General features: G+C 69.1%; 20 protein-coding genes. 9 read left to right on the top strand and 11 right to left on the bottom strand.

All coding sequences use genetic code 11. The features are described 5' to 3' along the window. Window positions 1-17: 17 nt before the first annotated feature. Window positions 18-1,106: a terpene cyclase gene (locus KCH48_RS04240; RefSeq protein ID WP_210570513.1), complete on the top strand. Its 1,089-nt coding sequence runs from the start codon at window positions 18-20 to the stop codon at window positions 1,104-1,106. On the opposite strand, the gene KCH48_RS04235 is transcribed toward KCH48_RS04240, so the two are convergent. Further along, on the bottom strand, window positions 1,050-1,967 hold the full coding sequence (locus KCH48_RS04235; protein ID WP_210570511.1) for a LysR family transcriptional regulator: 918 nt from the start codon (window positions 1,965-1,967) through the stop codon (window positions 1,050-1,052). The two genes, KCH48_RS04240 and KCH48_RS04235, sit on opposite strands and share 57 nt — an antisense overlap. 90 nt (window positions 1,968-2,057) lie before the next feature. On the opposite strand from KCH48_RS04235, the gene KCH48_RS04230 reads away from it, so the two are divergent. The 5 genes from KCH48_RS04230 (at window position 2,058) to KCH48_RS04210 (ending at window position 5,626) form a co-directional block, all read left to right on the top strand. After that, window positions 2,058-2,429, top strand: coding sequence for an NAD(P)/FAD-dependent oxidoreductase (locus KCH48_RS04230; RefSeq protein WP_210570510.1), 372 nt, complete (start codon window positions 2,058-2,060; stop codon window positions 2,427-2,429). A gap of 84 nt (window positions 2,430-2,513) precedes the next feature. Continuing rightward, complete coding sequence (locus tag KCH48_RS04225; protein WP_307840796.1) at window positions 2,514-3,158, top strand: MSMEG_1061 family FMN-dependent PPOX-type flavoprotein; 645 nt, start codon at window positions 2,514-2,516, stop codon at window positions 3,156-3,158. 13 nt (window positions 3,159-3,171) lie between these two features. Beyond that, window positions 3,172-4,080 (top strand): PDR/VanB family oxidoreductase, encoded by a 909-nt coding sequence (locus KCH48_RS04220; RefSeq protein WP_210570506.1) that lies wholly within the window; start codon window positions 3,172-3,174, stop codon window positions 4,078-4,080. Between the two features lie 60 nt (window positions 4,081-4,140). Next, entirely contained in the window at window positions 4,141-4,764 is a 624-nt protein-coding gene (locus tag KCH48_RS04215; protein ID WP_210570504.1) for a DedA family protein, read from the top strand. Window positions 4,765-5,017: 253 nt separating this feature from the next. Continuing rightward, the gene (locus KCH48_RS04210; protein ID WP_210570502.1) at window positions 5,018-5,626 is read left to right on the top strand and encodes an NAD(P)-dependent oxidoreductase; all 609 of its coding nucleotides are present in this window, start codon (window positions 5,018-5,020) and stop codon (window positions 5,624-5,626) included. Here the strand turns inward: KCH48_RS04210 and KCH48_RS04205 are convergent, their stop codons facing one another. After that, window positions 5,627-6,526: a LysR family transcriptional regulator gene (locus KCH48_RS04205; protein ID WP_210570500.1), complete on the bottom strand. Its 900-nt coding sequence runs from the start codon at window positions 6,524-6,526 to the stop codon at window positions 5,627-5,629. A gap of 55 nt (window positions 6,527-6,581) precedes the next feature. Here KCH48_RS04205 and KCH48_RS04200 point away from each other — a divergent pair, with 55 nt between their 5' ends. Then, complete coding sequence (locus tag KCH48_RS04200) at window positions 6,582-7,361, top strand: inositol monophosphatase (protein ID WP_210570499.1); 780 nt, start codon at window positions 6,582-6,584, stop codon at window positions 7,359-7,361. A gap of 102 nt (window positions 7,362-7,463) precedes the next feature. On the opposite strand, the gene KCH48_RS04195 is transcribed toward KCH48_RS04200, so the two are convergent. Beyond that, on the bottom strand, window positions 7,464-8,927 hold the full coding sequence (locus KCH48_RS04195; protein ID WP_210570497.1) for an amino acid permease: 1,464 nt from the start codon (window positions 8,925-8,927) through the stop codon (window positions 7,464-7,466). Between the two features lie 235 nt (window positions 8,928-9,162). After that, window positions 9,163-10,797 (bottom strand): helix-turn-helix domain-containing protein, encoded by a 1,635-nt coding sequence (locus KCH48_RS04190; RefSeq protein ID WP_307840795.1) that lies wholly within the window; start codon window positions 10,795-10,797, stop codon window positions 9,163-9,165. A 181-nt stretch (window positions 10,798-10,978) separates the two neighbouring features. Here KCH48_RS04190 and KCH48_RS04185 point away from each other — a divergent pair, with 181 nt between their 5' ends. Continuing rightward, window positions 10,979-11,557 (top strand): dihydrofolate reductase family protein, encoded by a 579-nt coding sequence (locus tag KCH48_RS04185; RefSeq protein WP_210570495.1) that lies wholly within the window; start codon window positions 10,979-10,981, stop codon window positions 11,555-11,557. A gap of 30 nt (window positions 11,558-11,587) precedes the next feature. Here KCH48_RS04185 and KCH48_RS04180 read toward each other — a convergent pair whose 3' ends face one another. The 6 genes from KCH48_RS04180 to KCH48_RS04155 form a co-directional block, all read right to left on the bottom strand. Next, the gene (locus KCH48_RS04180; protein ID WP_246884710.1) at window positions 11,588-12,847 is read right to left on the bottom strand and encodes a PP2C family protein-serine/threonine phosphatase; all 1,260 of its coding nucleotides are present in this window, start codon (window positions 12,845-12,847) and stop codon (window positions 11,588-11,590) included. A 99-nt stretch (window positions 12,848-12,946) separates the two neighbouring features. Next, window positions 12,947-13,705 (bottom strand): IclR family transcriptional regulator, encoded by a 759-nt coding sequence (locus KCH48_RS04175; protein ID WP_210570493.1) that lies wholly within the window; start codon window positions 13,703-13,705, stop codon window positions 12,947-12,949. A gap of 76 nt (window positions 13,706-13,781) precedes the next feature. Then, on the bottom strand, window positions 13,782-14,522 hold the full coding sequence (locus KCH48_RS04170) for a hypothetical protein (RefSeq protein ID WP_210570491.1): 741 nt from the start codon (window positions 14,520-14,522) through the stop codon (window positions 13,782-13,784). Further along, window positions 14,509-15,051, bottom strand: coding sequence for an RNA polymerase sigma factor (locus KCH48_RS04165; protein ID WP_210570489.1), 543 nt, complete (start codon window positions 15,049-15,051; stop codon window positions 14,509-14,511). The genes KCH48_RS04170 and KCH48_RS04165 overlap by 14 nt, the downstream gene beginning before the upstream one ends. 64 nt (window positions 15,052-15,115) lie before the next feature. After that, window positions 15,116-16,447, bottom strand: a complete 1,332-nt coding sequence (locus tag KCH48_RS43125; protein ID WP_307840794.1) for a discoidin domain-containing protein — start codon at window positions 16,445-16,447, stop codon at window positions 15,116-15,118. 52 nt (window positions 16,448-16,499) lie between these two features. Continuing rightward, entirely contained in the window at window positions 16,500-17,855 is a 1,356-nt protein-coding gene (locus KCH48_RS04155; RefSeq protein ID WP_210570488.1) for a prolyl oligopeptidase family serine peptidase, read from the bottom strand. A gap of 294 nt (window positions 17,856-18,149) precedes the next feature. Here KCH48_RS04155 and KCH48_RS04150 point away from each other — a divergent pair, with 294 nt between their 5' ends. After that, window positions 18,150-19,286, top strand: a complete 1,137-nt coding sequence (locus KCH48_RS04150; protein WP_210570487.1) for a sorbosone dehydrogenase family protein — start codon at window positions 18,150-18,152, stop codon at window positions 19,284-19,286. Window positions 19,287-19,396: 110 nt separating this feature from the next. Here the strand turns inward: KCH48_RS04150 and KCH48_RS04145 are convergent, their stop codons facing one another. Continuing rightward, entirely contained in the window at window positions 19,397-21,940 is a 2,544-nt protein-coding gene (locus KCH48_RS04145) for a polysaccharide lyase family 8 super-sandwich domain-containing protein (RefSeq protein WP_210570928.1), read from the bottom strand. Between the last annotated feature and the right edge of the window lie 6 nt (window positions 21,941-21,946).

Raw genomic sequence — 21,946 nt, 5'->3', positions numbered from 1 at the left:
GAGAAGGCCGTACGTTCATGGACACCTCTCAGCAGGACATCCTCAGCGCGTTCCCGCACCGGCTCAATCCGCATGCGGAGCGGACGCGCCGTCACGTGGCCGACTGGGTACGGCGCACCGGTCTCGTCCACCGGGAATCGGCCTGGAGACGCTTCCAGCGAGCGGACTTCGGGTGGTTCGCGGCAGCGGTGTATCCGACCGCCGACGCCTCGCGCCTGGACCTCATGGCCGACTGGTTCGCCTGGCTGTTCCTGGTCGACGACCAGCTCGACGACGGAGGGGTCGGACGCGACCCGGCACGGGCACTGCGGATCGCGGACCAGATGTGCGCCGTACTGACCGGGCACCGCCCCGCCGACCCACCGAGACCGGACACTCCCACCGCTGTCTCCGCACTGGCCGATCTGTGGGAGCGCACGGCGCCGCTCGGACATCCCGGGTGGCACCGTCGATTCGCCGGGCACCTCGAGACATGTCTGAGGACAGCGGCCGTCTGGGAGGTGGGGCATCGAGTCCACGGCACCGTCCCGTCGGAGGAGGCGTACGTCGTCAACCGCCGGCACACGGGCGCGATCTACGTCTGCATGGACCTCATAGAGATCGCGGTGGACGTCTCGGTGCCCGACACCCTCTACACCGCCGCCGAGTTCACCTCCGCCCTCGATGCCGCCTGCAACGTCGTCTGCTGGACCAACGACGTCTACTCGCTGGCCAAGGAGCGCTCACGGGGTGAGGTGCACAACCTCGTCTTCCTCGTCCAGCACCATCGGGGATGGGGCCGGTCGGCCGCGCTGGACCACGTCCACGCAGCCATCCGGGAGGAGACGGACCGCTTCCTGCGAGCGGAGGCCCGACTCCTCACCGCACATCCCCACCGAGCCGGCCAACTCGCCCCCTGTCTCGCCGGCATGCGGACGTGGATGCGCGGCAACCTCGACTGGTCGAGACACACACAGCGCTACGCCCGAACCGTCGACGGCGACACGGAGCGCCCCGACGAGTACCTCGAAGCCCGGCTCATGGAGGCCGGAGGATGGAAGCCGGACTGCTCACGCGGCTCCGTCGTCGACGGCGGTGGTCATGATGTGGCGGATACGTTCGCGTAGCAATTGATGCGTGCGGTCGTGGTGGTTACGTGGGTGCCACGCCATGCCGATGGTCAGGGACGGCAGCGCCAGGGGGATCGGGAACGTGTGCAGCCCGAGTGTGTTCAGCATCGGCCGTCCGAGTCCGGCCGGGGCAACGCTGACGACGTCGGTTTCGCGGGCCAGGAACAGCGCGGTCGCGACGCTGGGGACCACGGCCACCACGCGCCGGCTCAGGCCCAGTTCGGCGAGCTGCTCGTCGATCGGGCCGTGAGCTCGGCCGCGTCGCGACACGACGACGTGGTCGGTGGCGGCGAGCCGCCGCGGTGTGACGGTTCTCGCCCTCGTGAGTGGATGGTCCGGCCGCACGACGCCGATCAGGGTCTCCGTGAGGAGTGTTTCCGAGCGGATCTCCGGATCACCGGGACGCACGATCCCGATCTCCAGATCCACCAGTCCTTCGCGCAGGGCCGGGGTGTCCTCGAGGCTCTCCGGCCGCAACCGCAGTGAGATACCGGGCGCCTGGACCCGTAGGTCGTCGAGGAGGGACGGGATGAAGGTCGTGGACAGCATGTCGTTGACCTGAAGGTCGAACGTGCGCACGGCGGTTCGGGGATCGGCGGAGTTCGACGGCGCGAACAGCGCACGCGCCCGGGTGGCGACCGCGTGCACCTCACCACGCAGTTCCAGGGCCCGGGGCGTGGGTACGAGGTCGCGTCCGGCACGCACGAGGAGCGGGTCGTCGAAGGCGCGGCGCAACCGGGCCAGGGCGCGGCTCATCGCCGGTGGCGAGGTGTGCAGGCGTTCCGCGGCCTTCGTCACGCTGTTCTCGGCGAGCAGCGCGTCCAACGCCTCGATGAGGTTCAGATCGACATGGTCCATCCCCGGATTATCACTGGCGAAAGGACTCCTTACCAAGGTTGCACTGGTGTGAATCGGCTGCGCTTCCTAACGTCGAACTCACTCGACGACATGAGGGAGCTCGCAGTGGACATCCGCCTGACAACCGGGCTCGCGCTGCGCCATGCAGGGACCGAGGTGGTGATCTGTGAGCGCGCGCCGAAGATCCGCGCCGACGGGGCCTCGCTGGGGCTCTGGGCGAATGCGCTGGCGGTCCTCGACGACCTCGCCGTCGGCGAACAAGTGCGCTGTATCAGCGTCCCCACCGAGATGTACTCCCACGATGCCGCCGTGCGGCTGCTCGACACCCCGGAGTTCGGTCCCGAGGACCATCAGTACCTGCTGGTGCACCGGGCCGAGTTCAACGATCTGCTCGCCGACGCCGTAGGGCGGGGCGACATCCGCCTGGCCACCGGGTTCACCGCGTACGACGCCGTCCGGTGACCCCCACGAGACGCCGTCTGGGCCCGTCGCGGGCCTTGTGGAAGCGAGTAGAAAGCAACCTCAATGATCACTCATGACCATCATGTGACCAGCGATGACGCAATTGCCGAGACCCGTCCGCGCCGGATTTCCTTCGCGGACGTACGCGCCCGGATCGGCGAGCCCGAGGACCTGATCAAGCGGAAAATACACGACCGCCTCGACGGGCACTGCCGCCGTTTCATCGCCCACTCCCCCTTCCTGGCGATGGCCACGTCGGACGCGACAGGACTCCCCGACAGTTCACCGCGCGGTGACTATCCGGGATTCGTCAAAGTTCTCGATGAGCGCACGCTCGCCATTCCCGACCGGCCAGGCAACAACCTCGCCGACTCTTTTCGCAATCTCGCCGAGAACGACGGGATCGGGCTGATGTTCGTCGTCCCCGGAGTGCGGGAAGTGCTGCGCGTCAACGGTCGTGCCTATCCCACCGACGAACCGGACGTGCTCGCCCGGATGCGCACCGAGGGAAAGGAGGCCGGGCTGGCGATCGTCGTGGAAGTGACGGAGGTCTTCTTCCACTGCGGCCGCGCCCTGATCCGCTCCCGGCTGTGGGATCCGGCGAGCCAGGCCCTGGCCGAGGAACTGCCGTCGATGGGTGAGATCGCCGTCGACCAGATGGGGCTCGCCGACGCGGATCCGGCGGTGCTGGCAGAGATGCTCGAAGACGACTACCGGCACCTGTACTGAAGGCGGTACGGCCATGCAACGAACAGTCCTTGAGGAGGTGGAGCCGGTCGCCGAGGGCGCGGTCTCGCTCCTCCTGCGCGGCGCCGACGGCCCGCTGGCCCCCTGGGAACCGGGCGCGCACATCGATCTGACACTGCCCAACTGGCTGACCCGGCAGTACTCGCTGTGCGGGAACCCGGCCGACCGCGACACCTACCGTGTCGCCGTCCGTCACGACCGGCTCAGCCGTGGCGGCTCGGAGTACATCCACCTGTTCCTCAACGAGGGCCACACACTCGACGTCTCGGTGCCACGCAACAACTTTCCCCTGCTGCCCGCACCGGAGTACCTGTTCCTCGCCGGCGGGATCGGCATCACCCCCATCGTGCCGATGCTGACAGCGGCGGCCGAAGCGGGCGCCGCGGCGACGTTGGTGTACGTGGGCAGGTCCCTGGCCACCATGCCGTTCGCCGACGAACTGCGGGCCGCGCACGGCAGCCGGGTGCGCATCCACGCCACCGAGCAGCACGGCAGGCCCGACTTCGCCGTAGAGGCGGCAGCGCTGAACCCTCAGGTGCTGGTGTACTGCTGCGGCCCCACGTCGATGCTCGACGCGGCCGAGGCAGCGTTCCCCGCACAGCAGTTGCACATCGAGCATTTCCGGCCGGTGGCCAAGGAGTTCGCGCCCAACAAGCCCTTCGATGTGCGCTGCGGCCGGTCGGGACGGACCGTCCGGGTCAGTGCGGAGGACTCCATGTTGGACGCGTTGAACCACGCGGGATTCCGCATACCGTCCGGATGCCGTGAAGGCGTCTGCGGCAGTTGCGAGATCGCCGTCGTCGACGGAGAACCGGAGCACCGCGACGACATCGGCGCCCCGCCCGGCCACATGTACTGCTGCGTCTCGCGGGCCCTGTCGCCCAACCTCACCGTCGACCTCTGACCCTATCGAGAGAGAGCCCGTGACCATCCATCCGCACCTGCCGACCAAGGCCTGGCGCTTATGATCGACTGGCTCGAGCTGGCCGAATCGGTCATCACCTCACCGTGGTTGTACGCGGTACTCATCGCGGTGTCCTTCCTCGACTCCTTCCTCCCGCTGATCCCGAGCGAACCCGTCGTGATCGTCGCAGGCGTCTACGCCGCCACCGGGCAGACGGACATCGTGCTCGTCATCGCCGCCACGACGCTCGGCGCCCTTCTCGGCGATCTCGTTCCCTACACCGTCGGACGACTGTTGGGTGAACGCATACTCAAGCGCCTGCCACCCGGCTCGAAACGCCGGACGGCACACGACTGGTTCGCCCGCGAACTCGACGCTCGCGGCGGCTTCATCCTGGTGACCACACGGTTCATCCCGGTGGGGCGCTACCTGGCCACCTTGTCCACGGGGCTCGTCGGCTACCCGTTGGGAAAATACGTCCTGTTCGTCGCGTTCGCCACCGCCACGTGGAGCGCCTACACCGCACTCACCGGCTACTTCGGTGGCGTCCTGTTCCAGGAGAACACGCTGTTGGCCATCGCCGTCGGTGTCGGACTGGCGTTCGTGGTGACCGGTGCCATCGAAGGCATACGTCACCTCCGCCGCCGCAGGGCTGCCGTCGCAGCGGACACAGCCATCGACTGACCGTTCCGCCCGCTACTCCCGCGGCGAGTTGCCTGCGCACAGCCGCCGTCAGCCGCGGCTGTGTCCGACGTGGCGCCCGCAGCGGGCGTGCGGGCGGCGCTTGACGCCGGTGGTGACCCAGGGACCTCCTCCTTGGCATGGCGACGCACTCCACGAGGGCATGGGGAGTTCCCACATTGATTGCGTCTGAGTAACTTATCAAGTCAGATACTTGCACTTGATGTTAAGTTGCGGGATCTCTAGCGTTCTCGGCATGAACCTCACCGTCCTCGCGGCCTCCGGCCGGACCGGAATCGTCCTCACCCGACAGGCGCTGCGACGTGGTCACACCGTGACCGCCATCGCACGTGATCCCCAGCGGATCGCGCTGCCCGACTCCCCGCACCTGCGCAAAGTGGCGGGTGATGTGCACGACGCGGCCAGTATCGCCAGCGCCGTGGACGCGGATTCCGTGGTCCTTTCCGCGCTCGGCACGGACCGGGCCGGAGTTCTCCTGACAGGCGCCCGGGCCGTGGTCGCCGCCGGCCCTCGACGTGTCATCTGGCTCGGCGCCTACGGCACGGGCAAGTCGGCCGAAGTGGCGGGGGAAGGCGCGGGTGTGCTCGCCACGGTGCTGGGCGACCGGCTGGCGGACAAGGTCGAAGCCGACAACACCGTTCTCGCGGCCGGGGGCACCGTCTTCCATGCCGGGATGCTTGCCGACGGGCCGGAAAGCCCTCGTCGGCGCACGGTCGGCCTGGAGGCCGCGCCTCCTTTCGACCTCGGTGCGCGGGTCAGCCGGGAAACCGTCGCCGCGGCGATGCTCGACGAAGCCGAGGCGCCTGGTTTTCCCGGTGCCGTGGCCCTGCCGTTGGCGGAGTAGTCAGCAGGCGGTGATCTCCTCGATCGACGCCCGGACCTGATCGCGGAGCCAGGCGTGGGCGGGATCGGAGTCGTAGCGCTGGTGCCAGTTGCAGTTGATGGTCGCCGCCGGGGATTCGATCGGCAGCGGCCGGGCGACCAGGCCGAACGCCTCGATGAGCGGGCGGCCGAGGATCTCCGTGCAGGTGACCAGCGCGTCACTGCGAGCGGCGATCTGCAGGGCGGTGGACACCGTGGCCACCGCCGCGACGACCCGGCGCCGCAAGCCATCGGCGGCCAGCGCGTCGTCGATCGGCGCGGTCAGGCGGCCACGCCGGGAGATCACCACGTGCGGCTGCGCCGCGTAGGAGGCCAGGTCCAGTGCGACGGAGCACGGGTGGTCGGCGCGCATCGCCACGACGAGCCGGTCGTCGCCGAGCGGCTCGGACCGGAACTCGGGCTGAGTGGGCCTGCCGCCACCGAGTTCCAGGTCGACGCGGCCGTGTCGCAGATCGTCGGTGTCGACGCGGTTCTCCGCCAGCACCCGCAACTGCACCCCGGAAGCCTGCTGCTGGATCCTGCCGACCAGCACCGGCACCAGTGACGCGGCCACCGCGTCGTGACACTGGATCGTGAAGGTGCGCTCCAGTTCGGCCAGGTTCAGCTCACGGATCGGCGAGAGCACTTCGTGCGCCTGCCGGACCAGCCGGTGCACGTCTTCTCGCACCGACAGCGCGTACGGGGTGGGGGCCATGGAGTGGCCGGTGCGCACCAGGATGTCGTCCCCGGTGACGGCGCGCAGTCGGCCGAGGGTGCGGCTGACCGCGGGCGAGGACAAGTGCAGCCGCTGGGCCGCGCCCATCACGCTGCCCTCCTCGAGCAGGGCGTCCAGCACGGTCAGCAGATTCAAGTCCAATTGCATGGAAGTAAATCCTAGCCAGACACAGATCCACCTCAATCAACTCCGGAGGACCCCCATGAACCAGGAACTGCTTGCCGCGACCGTCGCCGCCGTCCGCCACGCCGGCGCCCGGATGATGACGCGCTATTCCACCGAGTCCCGCCAGTCCGGCCTCCCCGAACTGCTCGAGAACCTCCAGGCCAATGACGCGGCCGTCGTCGACACGTTGCGTCCCGCCTTGACCGAGGCGCTGCCGAGCGCGGGCTGGCTCAATGACGAACACGGATCGGGACCGATGGCCGCGGGCGAGTGGTGGCTCATCGACCCGGTCGGCGGCAACGTCAACGCCGTACACGGCATGTCCGACTGGAACATCGGCGTGAGCCTCGTCCGTGAGGGCCGCCCGGTCCTGGCCGTGGTCTACTCTCCGGTCCTCGACGAGTTGTTCACCGCGACCGAGGGCGGTGGGGCGTTCCTCAACGGTGTACGGCTTCAGGTTTCGGCCAAGACCTCGCTCGACGGCGCACTGGCCGGGACCGGTCAGGCCAAGCCGGGCCACGACCCCGACCTCGCCAAGCGGATGGGCGCCGCCCTTACCGCGATGCTGAACTCCGCTCTGTGTGTGCAGGTCTCCGTACCGGTCACCGGCCAGCTCGCCCAGGTCGCCGCCGGCCGGATGGACCTGCACTGGCAGTTCGACAACGTCCGCTCCCACGCGGCAGGCGTGCTCCTGGTCCAGGAAGCCGGTGGTCTCGTGACCGACCTCGACGGCAAACCATGGGAGCCGGCCACCAAGAGCTACCTCGCCGCCGCGCCCGGCGTGCACGCCGCCGCACTGGACGTCCTCACCGGCTGACCCATGGGACGTAGCGCAATTTCGATGCAACCGGGAAGGAGTGGGGTTGGGGAACGAAGGCCCCACACCCACCCCCCGGCCGCTGTCGGCGATCCGCGGCGGCTACCGCGGTACGACCGTCTCCTCCGTGTCCTTCCCGCGGGACCGCTCCCGGACCAACGAGATCGCGATCACCACAGCGGCGACGAGCACCGACAGGAGCACCTGGCTCCGGCCGCCGCCCTCCTTGTCGTCGGTGAGCATGTAGACGAGCACGAACGCGATCATCGCGATGGTCGCCCACGTCAGATACGGGAACAACCACATCCGCACGACGAGCCTCTCCGGGCTCTCGCGCAGGATGATCCCCCGCATCTTCAGCTGCGAGAAGCAGATCACCAGCCACACGAAGAGCGCGACGGCGCCCGAGGAGTTCAGCAGGAACTGGAACACCGTGTCCGGCCACAGGTAGTTGAAGGCGACCGCCACGAAGCCGAAGACCACGGAGGCCAGGATCGCGGCCTGCGGGACACCTCGCGGGTTCGTCCGGACGAAGGATCGCGGGGCGTCGCCGCGCTGTCCGAGCGAGAAGGCCATCCGGGAGGCCGTGTAGAGGCCGGAGTTGAGACAGGACAGTACGGCGGTCAGCACGATGAAGTTCATGATCTCGCCGGCGTGCGGGATGCCGATCGAGTCGAGGGCGGCGACGTACGAGCCCTTCTTCTCGATCGAGGGGTCGTTCCACGGCACCAGGGCGACCACGACGAGGATCGAACCGACGTAGAAGACACCGACCCGCCAGATCACGCTCCGGGTGGCCTTCGCCACCGCCCGTGCCGCGTCCGAGGACTCACCGGCGGCGAGGGTGACGATCTCGCTGCCCATGAAGGAGAAGACGACCAGCAGGATGCCGGTGAGGATCGCTCCGGGCCCGTTGGGCAGGAAGCCGCCGTGTTCGGTGAGGTTGCCGAAGCCCGTCGCGGCGTTGTCGGAGCCGGGCAGCACACCGAAGATCGCCAGTCCGCCGAGCACGATGAAGCCCGTGATGGCGACGACCTTGATGCCGGCGAACCAGAACTCGAACTCGCCGAAGGAGCCGACCGAGGCCAGGTTCGTGGCGGTGAGCACCACCATCACGATCAGGGCCCAGGCCCACTGCGGTACGCCCGGCACCCACCCTTCCAGGATCACCGCGCCCGCGGTCGCCTCCACGGCGAGGACGACGACCCAGAAGAACCAGTACAGCCAGCCGATCGAGAACCCGGCCCAGCGGCCGAGCGCCCGGTCCGCGTACGCGGAGAAGGAGCCGGAGGTCGGGTTGGCCGCGGCCATCTCGCCGAGCATCCGCATCACGAAGACGACGAGAGCGCCGACCAGTGCGTAGGACAGCAGGATGCCGGGGCCCGCGGCGGTGATGCCGGAGGCGGAGCCCACGAAGAGACCGGCGCCGATCACCCCGCCGATGGCGATCATGGACAGATGGCGGTTCTTGAGACCGGCCTGGAGACCTGCCTGCTGCTCCGGAGGCTGACCACTGGTGGGAGGAGCGGTGTCGGAGGCCAGAGAATCTGGGGGACGTGTAGTCATGTCGACATCCATGGGGTGGTTGGGAGTGCCGTGCGGAGCGGGCGATCAGGGCACTGACGATTTCCGGAAGCGTTCACGGTGCGATGCGCGCGCGGTACCTCCTCGTGGGAGGTGAACCGCATCACCTGCGGAAATTGATTTGCGCAAGCGTATGAGCGGTCATGGGGCCCTGTGTTTGTGAAGGTCGAACAAACTCGCCCTCAATGGCTGTACGTCCGTCCAATGCGGAACCGGGTCAGTCGTCGGGCGGCAGCCGCAGTTGGAGCATGGCCAGCAGACGCTGGTCGGGACGGCTCAGATCGAGTCCGGTCAGCTCCTCGGCCCGGCGAAGCCGGTATCGCAGGGTGTTGGGGTGCACATGGAGCCGGGTGGCGGCGGCCCGTATGTCACCCAGGCAGTTCAGGTACGTCAGCAGGGTCTCGGCGAGCCGGCCCTGGTGCCGGCTGTCGTGCGCGACCAGGGCGGTCAGTCGTGGATCCCGTATCTCGCGGTGGGCGGCGAGCAACGTCACGATCTCGCTGACCAGCACTTCCGCCTGGATGTCCACAAGCGCGGCGACGGCGGTGGGCACACCGGCGCTCACCATGGCGTCGAGAATGCGGTCGGCCTCCCGGCGTGACTCGGGGACGTCCCCGAGACCGGGCACCAGACAGCCGACCGAGCCGCGCAGCGGCAGGCCCAGGTGGCGGCGTACGGCGTCGGTGATCTCCTGGGCCCAGCCGCGCAGCGTGTCCGTGTCGATGCCGCGGGGCAGCTGAGGCAGGAGCACGTAGATGCGGGGGTCGACCTGGGTGACCAGGGCGCTGCGGTGCCGGGCAGCGATGTGCACGGAGACCAGGTTGGTGACCTCCGTGTGGGTCAGCTCGGGCGCGGCGACGACCTCCGCGGTCTCCTGCGCCTCAGTGGTCCGGTACGAGAAGCCCAGCACGGCGGCCGGGCGCCGGGCGTCGAATCCCAGGTGGGTGGCGAGCGGCTGCGGCCCGGTACTCCCCTCCAGAAGTCCGGCCAGCAGGGTCCGGGTGAGCGTCACGTCCTCCGACAGCTCTCGGCGCCGGCGTACGAGGTGGAGCGCGGCGACCCGGGCGGCACCGAGCAGTGCCTGGGGCGCGCGGTCGGACAGCGGAGTCGAGCCCTCCTGCACCCAGATGGTGCCCAGCTGCCGGTCCCCGGACCGGATGGCCACCGCGAGACGGCGGCGGATGCCCAGCTCGGGGTGGCTGTCGATGGCGATCACCTCGTCGCTGGAGTGCAGATGCTGGAACACGCCCCACTCGCGCAGCTTCGCCAGGTACCCCTCCGGTCCCTGCCAGCCGAGAATGGAACGCCGCCGCAGGTCGTCCGCCTCGTCGGAGTCGGTGGTACGGGAGTACGCCAGCACCCGGTTCGCGGCGTCCTCGATGCTGACGATGCCGCTGGTGAGGATCGCGGTGGTCTGGGCGAGCGAGAACAGATCGCCCTCCTCGGCACCTTGGCCGGACTCACCCGGCGGTGCGTCGTCGAGCGCGGCCCGGGCCAGCGCGTTCACCTGCTCCCAGCGCGCATCGCTGCGCAGTGAGAGCAGGGCGATCCCGGCCTCGGCAGCGGTCTCGCTGAGCGCCGCGGCCTGGCCGGTTCCGTCCAGCTTGACCACCACGGCAGCGGCGCCGTCCCGCCCGGCGGCCCGCAGCACGGGAGAAGCGGCTCGGCCACGGGCACCGATGGCGAGTACCAGCTCACCCGGCTGCGCGGTCGGCGGATCCTCGGGATCGAGCAGCGCAACGCCACGGATCTCGACATCCAGCCCCGCCGGAGCGGCCTGCACCTCCACCAGCGAGTCCCCCAGCGCCATCAGCAACTGCCGCAGGCTGATGCTCGCTGCGGAGGAAGACACCGCGGCCGGATCCATGATCGTCGCCTCTGCTGGGAGCCATGCCGGACCCCTGATGCTATCCGCAGGGCGGAATGGGGACGGCAGAGGAGCATGGTGAGCCACGCGCCCGGACCGATGAGTCACGCCGTGATCGCCAGTCTGTATCCCCGACAGGCGATCAACCGCACTCGAGGAGACCGTGATGACCGCTACCTACACTTTCGACGTCTTTTCCAGCCTCGACGGCTTCGGCGCCGCCGGCGGCGACTGGACCGGGTACTGGGGCAAGCAGGGCCCCGAGCTCCTCACCCACCGCCTCGCCCAGTACCGCGAGGAGCAGCGGATGGTCTTCGGGGCCAACACGTATCGGGCGTTCGCCGGGATGCTGGCCTCGAGCACCGAGGAGTCCGAGGTGCGTGACCCATGGGTCACGCGGATGAGGAGCCTGCCGGCAACGGTGGTGTCGACCACCCTGGACGGCCCCCTCGACTGGCCGGATGCGACTGTCGTGCGCGGCGACGCCGTCGACGCCGTCGCCCGGCTCAAGGAGGAGTCCGAGGTGCCGTTGCGCTCGCACGGCAGCCTGTCCATGAACCGGGCGCTGATGGCCGCCGGTCTGGTCGACCGCGTCCAGGTGACGCTCTTCCCCGTGATCACCGGTCGGACCGGGCTGGACCCGATCTTCCAGGGCGCGGCCGACTTCGACCTCGAGCTGATCGAGCACCGGACCCTCGACGGCCACATCCAGGAGCTCGTCTACCGGCCCACCCTGCATGTCTGAGGAGCCCGGTCCCGGGTGCGTCAGATCGAGTCAACGGCCCGCAGCCATGTCCGAGGCCTCGGAGAAGCACCGGCCGCGGGGCAGGTGCGCCGGCTCGGGAACGGTCGCCGCGGGAACGGTCGCTTCGGGAACCCGTGATTCGGAAAGCGTCGGCTTGCGGATCAGGAGCAGCGCCGCGTCGTCGTGCAGTCGACCGCCGACATGCGCCAGCAGTTCGTCATGGAGCGCGTCGAGGGTGTGCGCCGGCTCGTGGGAGACGTGGCGCTCCAGCCCCTCGGTCAGCGGATAGAACGCACGGCCGCGGTCCCGGGCCTCGGTGACCCCGTCGGTGTAGAGCAGCAGTTGATCCCCGTCCGTGAAGGGCAGAACCTGGAGGCCGGGCGTGTCACCCGTGAGGGCGCGCAGTCCGAGGGGCGGGGCCGGATGCGTGGGCTCGACCGCCGCGACCCTCCCGGAGGCGTGTACCAGCAACGGAGGCGTGTGTCCGCAGTTCACCACCTCCAGATGCCCTGCTTGCGGGAACCCGGCGACCAGGGCGGTGACGAAGTCGTCATGGCCGAGATTGCGCGCCAGGCTCCGCTCGATCCTGTCGACCACGGCGAGGAGATCGGGCTCGTCGTAGGCGGCCTCGCGGAAGACACCGAGCACCAGGGCGGCGGTTCCCACGGCCGGCAGGCCTTTGCCGCGCACATCGCCGACGATCAGCCGCACTCCGTACGGGGTGGGTACCAGAGCGTAGAGATCACCGCCGATACGGGCCTCGGCCGCCGCGGCGCTGTAGCGGACCGCCACCTGGAACGGCCCGACGGTCGCCGGCACCGGCTTGAGCAGCGCGTGCTGTGCCGTCTCCGCGACCGAGCGGACCGCCGCGAGCACCCGTTCACGGCGCCCGCGCAACGCGCTGGCCAGGCCGCTCGCAAGGGCGACAGCCACCAGGGCGGACAGCACAGCGGTCAGTTCACGGCCCGGAACACCGTCCCGGGTGCCCAGCGTGGCACACAGCACCACCGTGAGGAGCCCGACCCAGAGCACGCCGCGGGGTCCGTTGGTGGTGGCGGCCAAGGCGGGCCCAGCCGCGAGCAGCGGCAGCCAGATCATCCCCGCTCCATCGGCGAGATCGACGCATACGACGACGGAGACGATCAGCACGGGCAGGATGGGCAGGACGGGCAAACCGGCGGCCAGTTGCGCGACAACGCGCCTGCGGGCCGAAGGCCCAGGACGGGTCACTCGGTTCTTGAAGAGCCGCATCGGCCAGTGGTTGCCACCATGGTCTCGGGCCTGACTCATGTTCGTCCGCAGTCCTCACCTGTGCCCAGGGCACACATCCGAAAATGCCTGTTTCCTCCAGAGAACGGGTCATCTCGGCCACCCACAAGAACAGGATTTTCAGATAGTGAGCGAAAGACTCCTGGTGACACGACTCGCGGTCGGGATCAGCCGTGCCCGGATCTCGGGGAGCCGGGACAGCCGGTCCGCCGGCAAGGAGACTCCGAGCGAGCCGAGCGTGTCCCCGCTGTAGACAGGTACGGCGACACAGACCGTGCCGAGGGCGTACTCCTCCAGGTCGGTGACGGCCGGCGCCCCGGGTGAGGACTCCAGTCGCCGGAGCAGTTCCGGCAGGCTGGTGATCGTCCGTGGGGTGAGGTCGGCGAGGTGGTGACGCGAGAGGTAGTCCTTGCGGTCGGCCTCGTTCAGTTCCCGGAGCACGGACTTGCCCAGCGCGGTGGCGTGCCCCGCGTCCTCGAACCCGACCCAGAGATCGACGCGGGGCGCCCGAGGGCCGTCGACGATCTCCGCGACCCGGATTTCGCCGTCCTCGTAGAAGGTGAGGTAGGCGGCGGTCGCGAGTTCGTCCCGCAGCGCGGCGAGCGTGGGACGGACGCGGCTGAGCAGCGCCTGTCCACGGCTCGTGGTCTGCAGCGACTCCAGCTTGTCGCCGAGGATGAACCCGCCGTCGTTCAGTTTCCGCACGTATCCGTCGTGGACCAGCGTCCGCAGCAGGTGATAGGCGGTCGCCAAGGGCAGGCCCGTCTCACGTGCCAGCTGTTTCGCCGGCGCGCCGTTCTCGTGCGCGCTCACCGCCTCCAGCAGGCGCAGAGCCCGCTGGACAGACGTGATGAGCGTAGGGCCATCCTCCGCACCCATACGACCAGCTTGCGCCAGGCGTACACGGCGAGCAAGGTGGGTCAGCCCACGGCCACGGCCACCATCAGCGGCTCATCTACGGCACGTAGATCGGGTCGCCTGCCTTGGCGTCTCCGAGCCAGATCTTCCGCTCCGGCTCGTCGAAGTAGGAAACCTCCGCGCAGGGGCCTTCCGGCTCCTTGTCACCGGTCTGGAAGTGGCCTGCCGACCAGCCGGTGAGGCGGTGCTTGGCGAGAAGCTCGCTGACCACGTCCCGGAACTCCGGGTAGCTGATGCAGTCGCGTTCGGCGACACGCTCCTTGAGGTCGGTGCGGAAGTGGGCGAGGTTCAGCTGCTCGCGGGTCGGTCCGCGGTACGGATCCGCGCGGTGGCGTGCGCACTGGTCCCGACCGCCGGGGTAGACCTGGATCGAGCCCTGCTCGGAGCTGTCGACGCAGGCTGTGAGCGTCTGTGGCGCCGGACTGCCGAAGGTGTCCTGCCACAGCTGCCGGCACACCCGGATCGGGTCGTCGGCGACGGGATCGAAGCCGGTCACGGCGTCGCCTTGCTCGGACCCGACGCAGGTCAGCCCGCTCGAGTCCAGCGTGTGGCCGGCGCCGTCACCGGCGACCCACGCATAGGTCGCGGCAGTGCCGCCGACCAAGGCCAGGGCCACCACGGGAACCACGACCATCGTGCGCTTGCGCCGCCGCCGGGTACGTTCACGCACGCGGGCGAGGATCCGGTCGGCGACCGGCGAGTCCGGATCGGTCTTTGACGGGTCGGGGCGTGGATCGCGGGCCCGGATCATCCGGACGAGTTCGTCATCGTTCAGCATGATCCTTCTCCTTGGTCGCACGCGGATCGGAGCTCGGTGCCGCGAGCCGTTCTTTCAGCCGCTGCCTGGCCCGGTGCAGGCGCGTGTCGACGGCACCGACGGAGATGCCGAGGACCGCCGCGATCTCCTGACGGGACAGGTCGTCCCAGTAGGCCAGGCGCAACAGCTCCCGATCGGCGGCCGACCCTTGCTCCAGGGCGGCCGAGAGCTCATCGCCGGTGTCATGCTCCTGGTGGCGTGGCCCCGGGGGATCCGGCTGCTCCGCCACTCTCAGCAGCAGCCGGGACCAACGCCGCTGACTGCGCGCCTGGTTGGCCAGCACGCGTCGCGCGATGCCCAACAGCCACAGCACCGCCTCTTCACCGTCGTCGGGCAGATGACGGCGCCGGCGCCACGCCACCGCGTAGACCTCTGCGACGGCGTCGTGTGCCGCCGTATCACCGGTCCGGCGCAGGCAGTACGCCATCACCCGCCGGAACGTCTGCCGGAACAACTGCTCCAGCCGCTCTTCGGATTCATCCGCATCCATAGCCCAGCAATGTCCGGCATCGCGCGGTCGCTTACCAACCGGCAGCGACACTCTTCTTCTGTGGTCAGAACGGGCAGTTGTCCATCCAGCGCGTGACCAGGGATGTGTTGTTCTTGTCGGCGTCACGCGCGGGACCGCACAGGAACGGGCTGAAGCGGGTGTCGGCACGCAGCCAGTGACTGAGGAACGACACGATCCACTTGCCCTGCTTGGCCTTGTTGCCAGAGCCAGTCATCGGGCACAGATGGTCGCCGGGAACCTCGATGTAGAGCTTCTCGGCCCGGGACATGGAGTTGTACCAGGGCACGGCGTAGTCGTCGCCGTGGGCGACAGGGTCGCTCTGACAGGTCAGGAAGAACGTGGGCTCGGTGACCGCGGAGAAGTTCGCGTTCGGGTGGTACGGGGCCGTGGGCACGCCCGCCCGGAAGCGCGCGTCGTCGCGGAGGGCCGCCATGACGCCACCGCCGCCCATCGAGTGACCGACCGCCCCGAGTGTGCCGTTGACCTTCCCGGATATCGGGTTACCGGCGGCGCTGCCGAGCGCGAGCAACTGAGTGCCGGCGGCGGTGATCTGGCGACCGCGCGACTCGGGATCGTCGGTGAGTGTGTTGGTGCCGACGTTGACGACGACGAAGCCCCAAGAGGCGAGGCGGGGGGCGAGCCACTGCAGGTTCTGCTGCGTGCCCTGATAGCCCGGCATCAGTACGACGCCCGGGTACGAGCCGCTGTTCGTGGGGTACGTGACCGTGCCGGAGCCGTACCCGGTGGGGTTGGGAACGGTGTAGGCGGCGGTGGTCAGCGGCCCGTTGGTGGCCTCCAGGGAGGCAGTCGTCGGATCCGGGATTCCGTTGCCCGGAGGGGTGCCTGCACCGGAGCCGTACACCTGGAACTCCCACAGCGAGTAGCCGTAGGCGGTGCCGCGCTGGGTGCCGTGGAAGCGGACGTACCGGCCGCTGCCGTTCACGTCCAGGGTCTGCACGCCGCCGTTGCCGGTCGTGGTCGAGTAGACGGTGGTCCAGGTGGTGCCATTGTCGGAGGTCTGGATCTGGAACGCGCGGGCGTGCGCGGCCTCCCAGCGCAGCGCGACCTGACTGATGGTGGCGGTGGCGCCCAGATCGATGCTCAGCCACTGCGGGTCACTGAACGTGCTCGACCAGCGCGTCCTGGTGTTGCCGTCCACGGCCGCGGACGCGGGAGTGGACGCGTTCTCGCTGGACGAGGAGGTCGCGGGTTTGCCCTGGGACAGCAGGTCGGCGGCGGCCGCCGGTGGGGCGGCGGCTGTCAGCAGAGTCAGGGCCAAGCCGATGGTGGTCGCCAGGGCGATCAGTGCCGTCAGGGCACGGGGGCGGGTCCGTAACGGCGCGGTCGTGTCAGCGGAGCGACTGGATGGACGCATGGCTTTACCTCCGGATAGCGGTGAGAGCGCGGCAACCGGATAGCGAAGTGGGCTACCGGGACTGTTCGAAGAGCCAGTCGAGGACCACGTCGTTCTCGTACGTCTGGGCCCATGAGAGGTGCGGGTTCACCGGTGTCGTTCCGGCCGCGTAGCTCGTGAACAGGACATGACTGCGCGTGGCCCGGGCCTCCCGCAGGAGCGCCCGGGAATGGGCCTCGAACTGTGCCTTCGGCAGATCGTTGGCCCATTCCCCGCGGGTGACCCGTGCGCCGGCGGTCTCCAGCGAATTCATCAGCGTCCACGTGCCGGGCTTGCCGAACCGGCCCTCCCGGTAAGGGACTACCGGGTCGTCGACGGAGTGGTCGGCCCACATGGGGATGTGCGTGATCTTCTCCATAGCGGCCGTCTCGCCCCAGCCGGCCGTGGGAAGGGCTGCCGCGAACACGTCGGGTCGCTTCGCGAGCAGGCTGTAGATACCGCGCCCGCCCGAGGACAGGCCGACGAGATAGAGCCGGGCTGTGTCGACGTTGCGGGAGTGCTCGCTGACGAAGGTGTCGATGAGTTCGCTCAGCGCGGCCTGGACCTTGGCGTCGGTCCAGTCCGTGCCGTCGGGTCCGTCCATGGGACGGGGCAGCGGGATCTGCGGGGAGAGGACGAACGCGGGGTCGCGGCGCTGTCGTTCCGGTTTGGCGAACGTGACCGCGATCCGGTTGGAGGTGAGCTGGGTCATGTTGTTGTCCGCGACTTCGCCGCCGCCGTGCAGGGTGACGACGAGCGGGTACCGCTTGCGCGTCCGCGGGTTCCGTACGAATCCCTCGGGCCGGTGCAGCCGGAAGTCCAGTTCGAAACCCGCGGAGTCCGTGAAGGAACCGGCGGCGAAGTCGTCGACCACGGGATTGATGACGCCGTCGTTCCGGCTCGCGAACGGACCGGCCTTGAGTACCAGTTCACCTCCCGGGCTGCGTACGTCCTCCACCTGTCTGACGGAGTACGCGCGGTCGAGCGGAAGGGGATCGGTGCCGGCGGCCCGCGCGTTGGAGTCGTTCGGGTCGAGTTCGATGATCAGGCGGTCGTCCCCTGTGGAGTAGACCCGGGTCACCGTGCGAGCCGCCGTCTGCCCGCCCACCGTGGCCTTCACCTGGAAGGCCGAGGGCGGGATCACGCCGCCGCGTAAGTCGATGCGATGCGAGTACTGGATGACGACGGCTGTCACCAGCCAGTTGTTCCTCGGTGTCACCCGCGTGACGAGGTCCGTTCGCAGGACCGGATTTAGTCCGGGGGCCGCCTGTCGTCCTTGAGATGTGGCTGTCGCGGTGTCGGCGGCCTCGGCGGTTGCCGTGCCCACGGCAGGCGCCGCGACCGCACCCGCTGTGACGGCGAGCGCCGTACGTCTGGTGATCCGTCTCATCGGTCCTCGTCTCGGTCACTGTCGTTGGCGAGAGTTTCGAAGCACCGGTGGATCGGTGTCCAGCATCAAACCGAGATCTGTTCATGCGTCCAGCGCATCAATCCGAGCCGGGGGCGCCCAGCGCAGACCGTGGCGTGTCCTGGTCTACTCCAGGCGCCCCTGTCCCAATATCCTCATCCATGGCCAGTAGCACACCATCCCCCCACCCAGGTTGCGTGCTGGCGCGGGCGACACCCCTGAACCTGCCCAAGCAGCCGGGTGACCTCCCCGTTCACCGCCTCCAGGAGGATCACGGTGAAAGTTCGCACCAGAAGCGCGGCGATCATCGGCACCATCTGCCTCGTCGCGTCCCTCTCCTCAGCCACGGCGTCCGCCCGTGAGCCCGCCGCCCCACGGCAGGCAGCGCAGGTCGCCCTCACGAATGTGGCCACGGCCAAGAATCCGACCGCCGGCGCCGCCGGTCCCGGAGGCACGGTCTGGATCGCCGAACGCGCAGGCACCGTAAGGGTCTTGGACGATCAAGGACTCGGCGAGCCCGTCCTCGACATCTCCGGCGAGACCACCACCGACGGCGAACGCGGCCTGCTCGGTATCGCGTTCGACAAGGAATTCGCGCACTTCTACATCTCGTTCACCAACCTCCAAGGCACCAGCACCATCGACGAGTTCGCCGTACGGGACGGCAAGATCCAGCCGGACACCCGGCGCACCGTCCTCACCCAGACGCAGCCCTACGCCAACCACAACGGCGGCGACATCACGTTCGGCCCCGACGGCTACCTCTACATCGCGTTCGGCGACGGAGGCTCGGGCGGCGACCCGCAAGGCAACGGGCAGAACCTCGGCACGCTGCTCGGCAAGATCCTGCGCATCGACCCGACCGGCGGCACACCGTACGCGATCCCGCCGGACAACCCGTTCGTGGACGACCCGAACGCCAAGGACGAGATCTGGGCGTACGGGCTGCGCAACCCGTGGCGGTTCTCTTTCGACGCGGGCACGGGCGACCTGCTGATCGGTGACGTCGGCCAGAGCGCCTGGGAGGAGATCGACTGGGCCCCGGCGAGCAGCAAGGGCGGCGAGAACTACGGCTGGAACCAGATGGAGGGCAACCATCCCTTCCGGGGCGGCACGGAGCCCGCGAACCACGTGCCACCGATCCACGAGTACGACCGCAGCGGGCCGGGCTGCTCGGTGACCGGCGGATACGTCTACCGGGGCAACGCGATCCCGGATCTCAAGGGTCAGTACGTGTTCAGCGACTTCTGCGACGGCACCGTCCGCTCTCTGCAGTTGGAGAACGGCAAGGTGACCGGCGTGAACGACCTCGGCGTCGACGGCGGTGAGGTCGTCTCGTTCGTCCAGGGCGGCGATGGCGAGCTGTACGTTCTCGCCATTGGCGGCAGCGTCTCCCGCATCGACCCGGCGTAACAGCTGCCGGAAGGAGCCGCAGAACAGCGCAGTGCCCTCCAAGTCGGCCGGAGCGCCTCCGGGATCTCCGGCCGGCCCACCTCGCGATCCGGCACGCAGTCCGCACGTTTTCAGCCGCGCAGTACGACCGTAAAGCTCCGGCCGTACGCGTGCCGGGTGTCGAACTCCAGGCGGGTTCCGCCCCGTTCCGACCTCACGCGAACTCCTGCGTCGGACGTGACCGCGCGTAGCGGCCGGCCGAGCAGGAGGACGCCGACCGTGTCCCGGTCCATGGTCGGGTCGGACACGGCGACGGTGGTCAGGCCGTGTCGCTCGCGCCGCACGATCACCGAGGCGGGTCCCTCGATGCGTAGCCCGGCGGTTTCGTGGTGGCCGGGCGTGAAGCTGTTGGCGGCCGTCAGGCCGAGGCCGGTGTGGGTGATGGCCTGGAGGCCGGAGGTGTTCGACAGAACCTTCAGCGGTCCGTGCTGGTACGCCTGAAGTCGGTTCTCCCCCGCGTTCGGCACCAACGCGTAGGCCAGGCGGGCGAGTTGTGCTCCGGGAGCCTGGTCGACCGTGACACCGAACACGCCGCGGGTCACCGCGGTGTCGGGGTTCGAGGTGCGCACGACCCGGCGGCTGCGGGTGATCTCGTTCACGGCGACCCGCACGGGCGGAGTGTCGAGGAAGACGTAGCCGACGGCGGTCCGCTGCGTGGCATTGGCGTAGCGCAGCCAGCGCAGGTCACCGGTGCCCGTGCCGGTCCAGGGGCGGCCGTCGCGGAGCCTCCCGGTGACGGAGACCTGGTCGTCCGGTGCGGCGATACGGGCGTCGACGGTCGTGGTCACGGCCCGCCCGGCGCTGTCCCCGACGCCCGCTGCGAGTACCACGACCTCCTCGTCGAGGAGGAACCACGACTTCGTCGCGGTCGCATTGCGGTAGACGACGAAATCGTCCGGCAGCAGACCTGCCGCCTTGTCGCGGTGGGCCACATCGCCGGACTGCACCATCCCGGCCGCCCCGTACGTCCCGAGGACCGCGCCGCCGGAGTGCCGGTTGGTGCCGCGCGGGAAGTAGACGTACGTGTTCTGCGACTCGGAGGACGAGGTGAAGTTCAGCGGGTGGCCGGGATTGTCGTAGAACGGCTTCCCGTACAGCTCGGGGATCGTGTCCCGCTGCTCGACCGGTGCGGTGACTCCGGCGAGGCCGTACGGGGAGACGGTGGTGAAGTAGTCGATGCCGTACGCCTGGGTCTGGTCCTGTCCGGAGAGGTAGAGGTAGTAAGCGCCGTCGCCCTGGAACCAGGGCATGAGGTTCTCGCCGTTCATGTACTCGTACTTGCTGATCCGGTCGGAACTGCGGGCGAGCGCGAAGGCGTATCCGGGTCTGCGGTGCACGGTCCTGTCCATCGCGTTGAAGGCGAGGCTGCGCGAGGCGGGGCCCAGGTCTGCGGGTGGGATGGTCGCGTCGCCGATGATGTCGGCGTACCGCACGATGCTGACCGGGGAGACGAAAGCGGAAGGGTCGGGAGCCGTGCGCGAGGTCGACCGGATGTGCTTGACGTAGCTCTTCAGGGCGGCGGCGTCGGCGCCGTCCGCGAGCGACGACAGATCGACTACGGCCTCGACGACCACGGCGACATCGCCGTAGCCGGTATTCGTCCGCGAGACCGCCCTCCCCTTGACGATCTCCATCATCCAGCCCTCGAAGACGAGCGGGGCGAAGCCGTTCCGCACCCAGCCCTGGACGGTCGACACCAGGTCCTCACCGTGTGCGAAGCCCGTGCCGTCGAGGATCTTGAGGGTCTGCACGACACGGGTCAGCAGGGCCTTGCCGTATGAGCCGGTGTAGGCGACCGAGGCGTGCTGGATGAAGGAGCCGTCGGCGTAGTGGCCGTCCGTGACACCGTGGTTGAGGTGGTACGGGTCGATGGTGGCGAAGACCGTCGACTGGTCGGTGAGGGCCTTGCGGATGCGGGCGTCGTCGCCGAGAAGCGCGCCTTGCAGGATCCGGTTCGTGGTGATGTCGGCGAGGTTGGCGCCCGTGTGGAAGCGCGAGTCGAGGTTCACGTCCCCGTCGATGCCGTTGCGGAGATAGGCGTCCATCGAGGCGACGTATGTGCGCGGGAGGTCCGGGCGGTGGGCCTGCACCTGGTCCGCGAGGAGCACGAGCGTTCTGCTGATGTGCTGCGACAGACCGATCTCCCAGTGGAACCAGTTGCCGTAGTAGCCCTGGGACTGGTCGCCGTAGTAGCGCTCGTGCAGCCACACGAGACCGTCGATCACCCGGCGCCGCACGGCGGTGTTCCCGAACAGGTCCGAATCGGCGGCGCCCGGTGTGCGGGTGGCGAGGGCGATCTCGTACAGCCGCCGGAAGGCGGTGTCCAGGCGGGCCGGATCGGCGCCGAGCTCCAGACCGGCGAACAGCTCGCCCGCTCCGGCATCGTCCATCGACCGCAGATTCGCCCGCGCGGCCTGGTGAACGGTCGCCACCTTGGCCGCCGTCTCCGGCCGGGCATTGGACTCGGCGGTCCCGGCGAAGACCTCCACCGTGTTGGCCAGAATCCGTGCCATGCTCACGGCGACCTCCTCCGCGCTCGCCGACCGGGAGGGAATCCCCGCCATCAGCCCGGCGGCCGACAGTACGGACAACAGGCGTCTGCGAGTGATGTCCATGGCGTC

The sequence above is a fragment of the Streptomyces sp. GESEQ-4 genome, from assembly GCF_017948455.1.
Classification (GTDB): Bacteria; Actinomycetota; Actinomycetes; order Streptomycetales; family Streptomycetaceae; genus Streptomyces.
This window is presented reverse-complemented; position numbering and strand designations above follow the sequence as displayed.

Coding starts and splice junctions, on each gene's coding strand:
- KCH48_RS04200 (WP_210570499.1), top strand. CDS start 6,582: ATGAACCAGGAACTGCTTGCCGCGACCGTCGCCGCCGTCCGCCACGCC.
- KCH48_RS04165 (WP_210570489.1), bottom strand. CDS start 15,051: ATGGATGCGGATGAATCCGAAGAGCGGCTGGAGCAGTTGTTCCGGCAG.
- KCH48_RS04215 (WP_210570504.1), top strand. CDS start 4,141: ATGATCGACTGGCTCGAGCTGGCCGAATCGGTCATCACCTCACCGTGG.
- KCH48_RS04240 (WP_210570513.1), top strand. CDS start 18: ATGGACACCTCTCAGCAGGACATCCTCAGCGCGTTCCCGCACCGGCTC.
- KCH48_RS04205 (WP_210570500.1), bottom strand. CDS start 6,526: ATGCAATTGGACTTGAATCTGCTGACCGTGCTGGACGCCCTGCTCGAG.
- KCH48_RS04195 (WP_210570497.1), bottom strand. CDS start 8,927: ATGACTACACGTCCCCCAGATTCTCTGGCCTCCGACACCGCTCCTCCC.
- KCH48_RS04210 (WP_210570502.1), top strand. CDS start 5,018: ATGAACCTCACCGTCCTCGCGGCCTCCGGCCGGACCGGAATCGTCCTC.
- KCH48_RS04185 (WP_210570495.1), top strand. CDS start 10,979: ATGACCGCTACCTACACTTTCGACGTCTTTTCCAGCCTCGACGGCTTC.
- KCH48_RS04180 (WP_246884710.1), bottom strand. CDS start 12,847: ATGAGTCAGGCCCGAGACCATGGTGGCAACCACTGGCCGATGCGGCTC.
- KCH48_RS04175 (WP_210570493.1), bottom strand. CDS start 13,705: ATGGGTGCGGAGGATGGCCCTACGCTCATCACGTCTGTCCAGCGGGCT.
- KCH48_RS04235 (WP_210570511.1), bottom strand. CDS start 1,967: ATGGACCATGTCGATCTGAACCTCATCGAGGCGTTGGACGCGCTGCTC.
- KCH48_RS04170 (WP_210570491.1), bottom strand. CDS start 14,522: ATGCTGAACGATGACGAACTCGTCCGGATGATCCGGGCCCGCGATCCA.
- KCH48_RS04230 (WP_210570510.1), top strand. CDS start 2,058: ATGAGGGAGCTCGCAGTGGACATCCGCCTGACAACCGGGCTCGCGCTG.
- KCH48_RS04220 (WP_210570506.1), top strand. CDS start 3,172: ATGCAACGAACAGTCCTTGAGGAGGTGGAGCCGGTCGCCGAGGGCGCG.
- KCH48_RS04145 (WP_210570928.1), bottom strand. CDS start 21,940: ATGGACATCACTCGCAGACGCCTGTTGTCCGTACTGTCGGCCGCCGGG.
- KCH48_RS43125 (WP_307840794.1), bottom strand. CDS start 16,447: ATGCGTCCATCCAGTCGCTCCGCTGACACGACCGCGCCGTTACGGACC.
- KCH48_RS04155 (WP_210570488.1), bottom strand. CDS start 17,855: ATGAGACGGATCACCAGACGTACGGCGCTCGCCGTCACAGCGGGTGCG.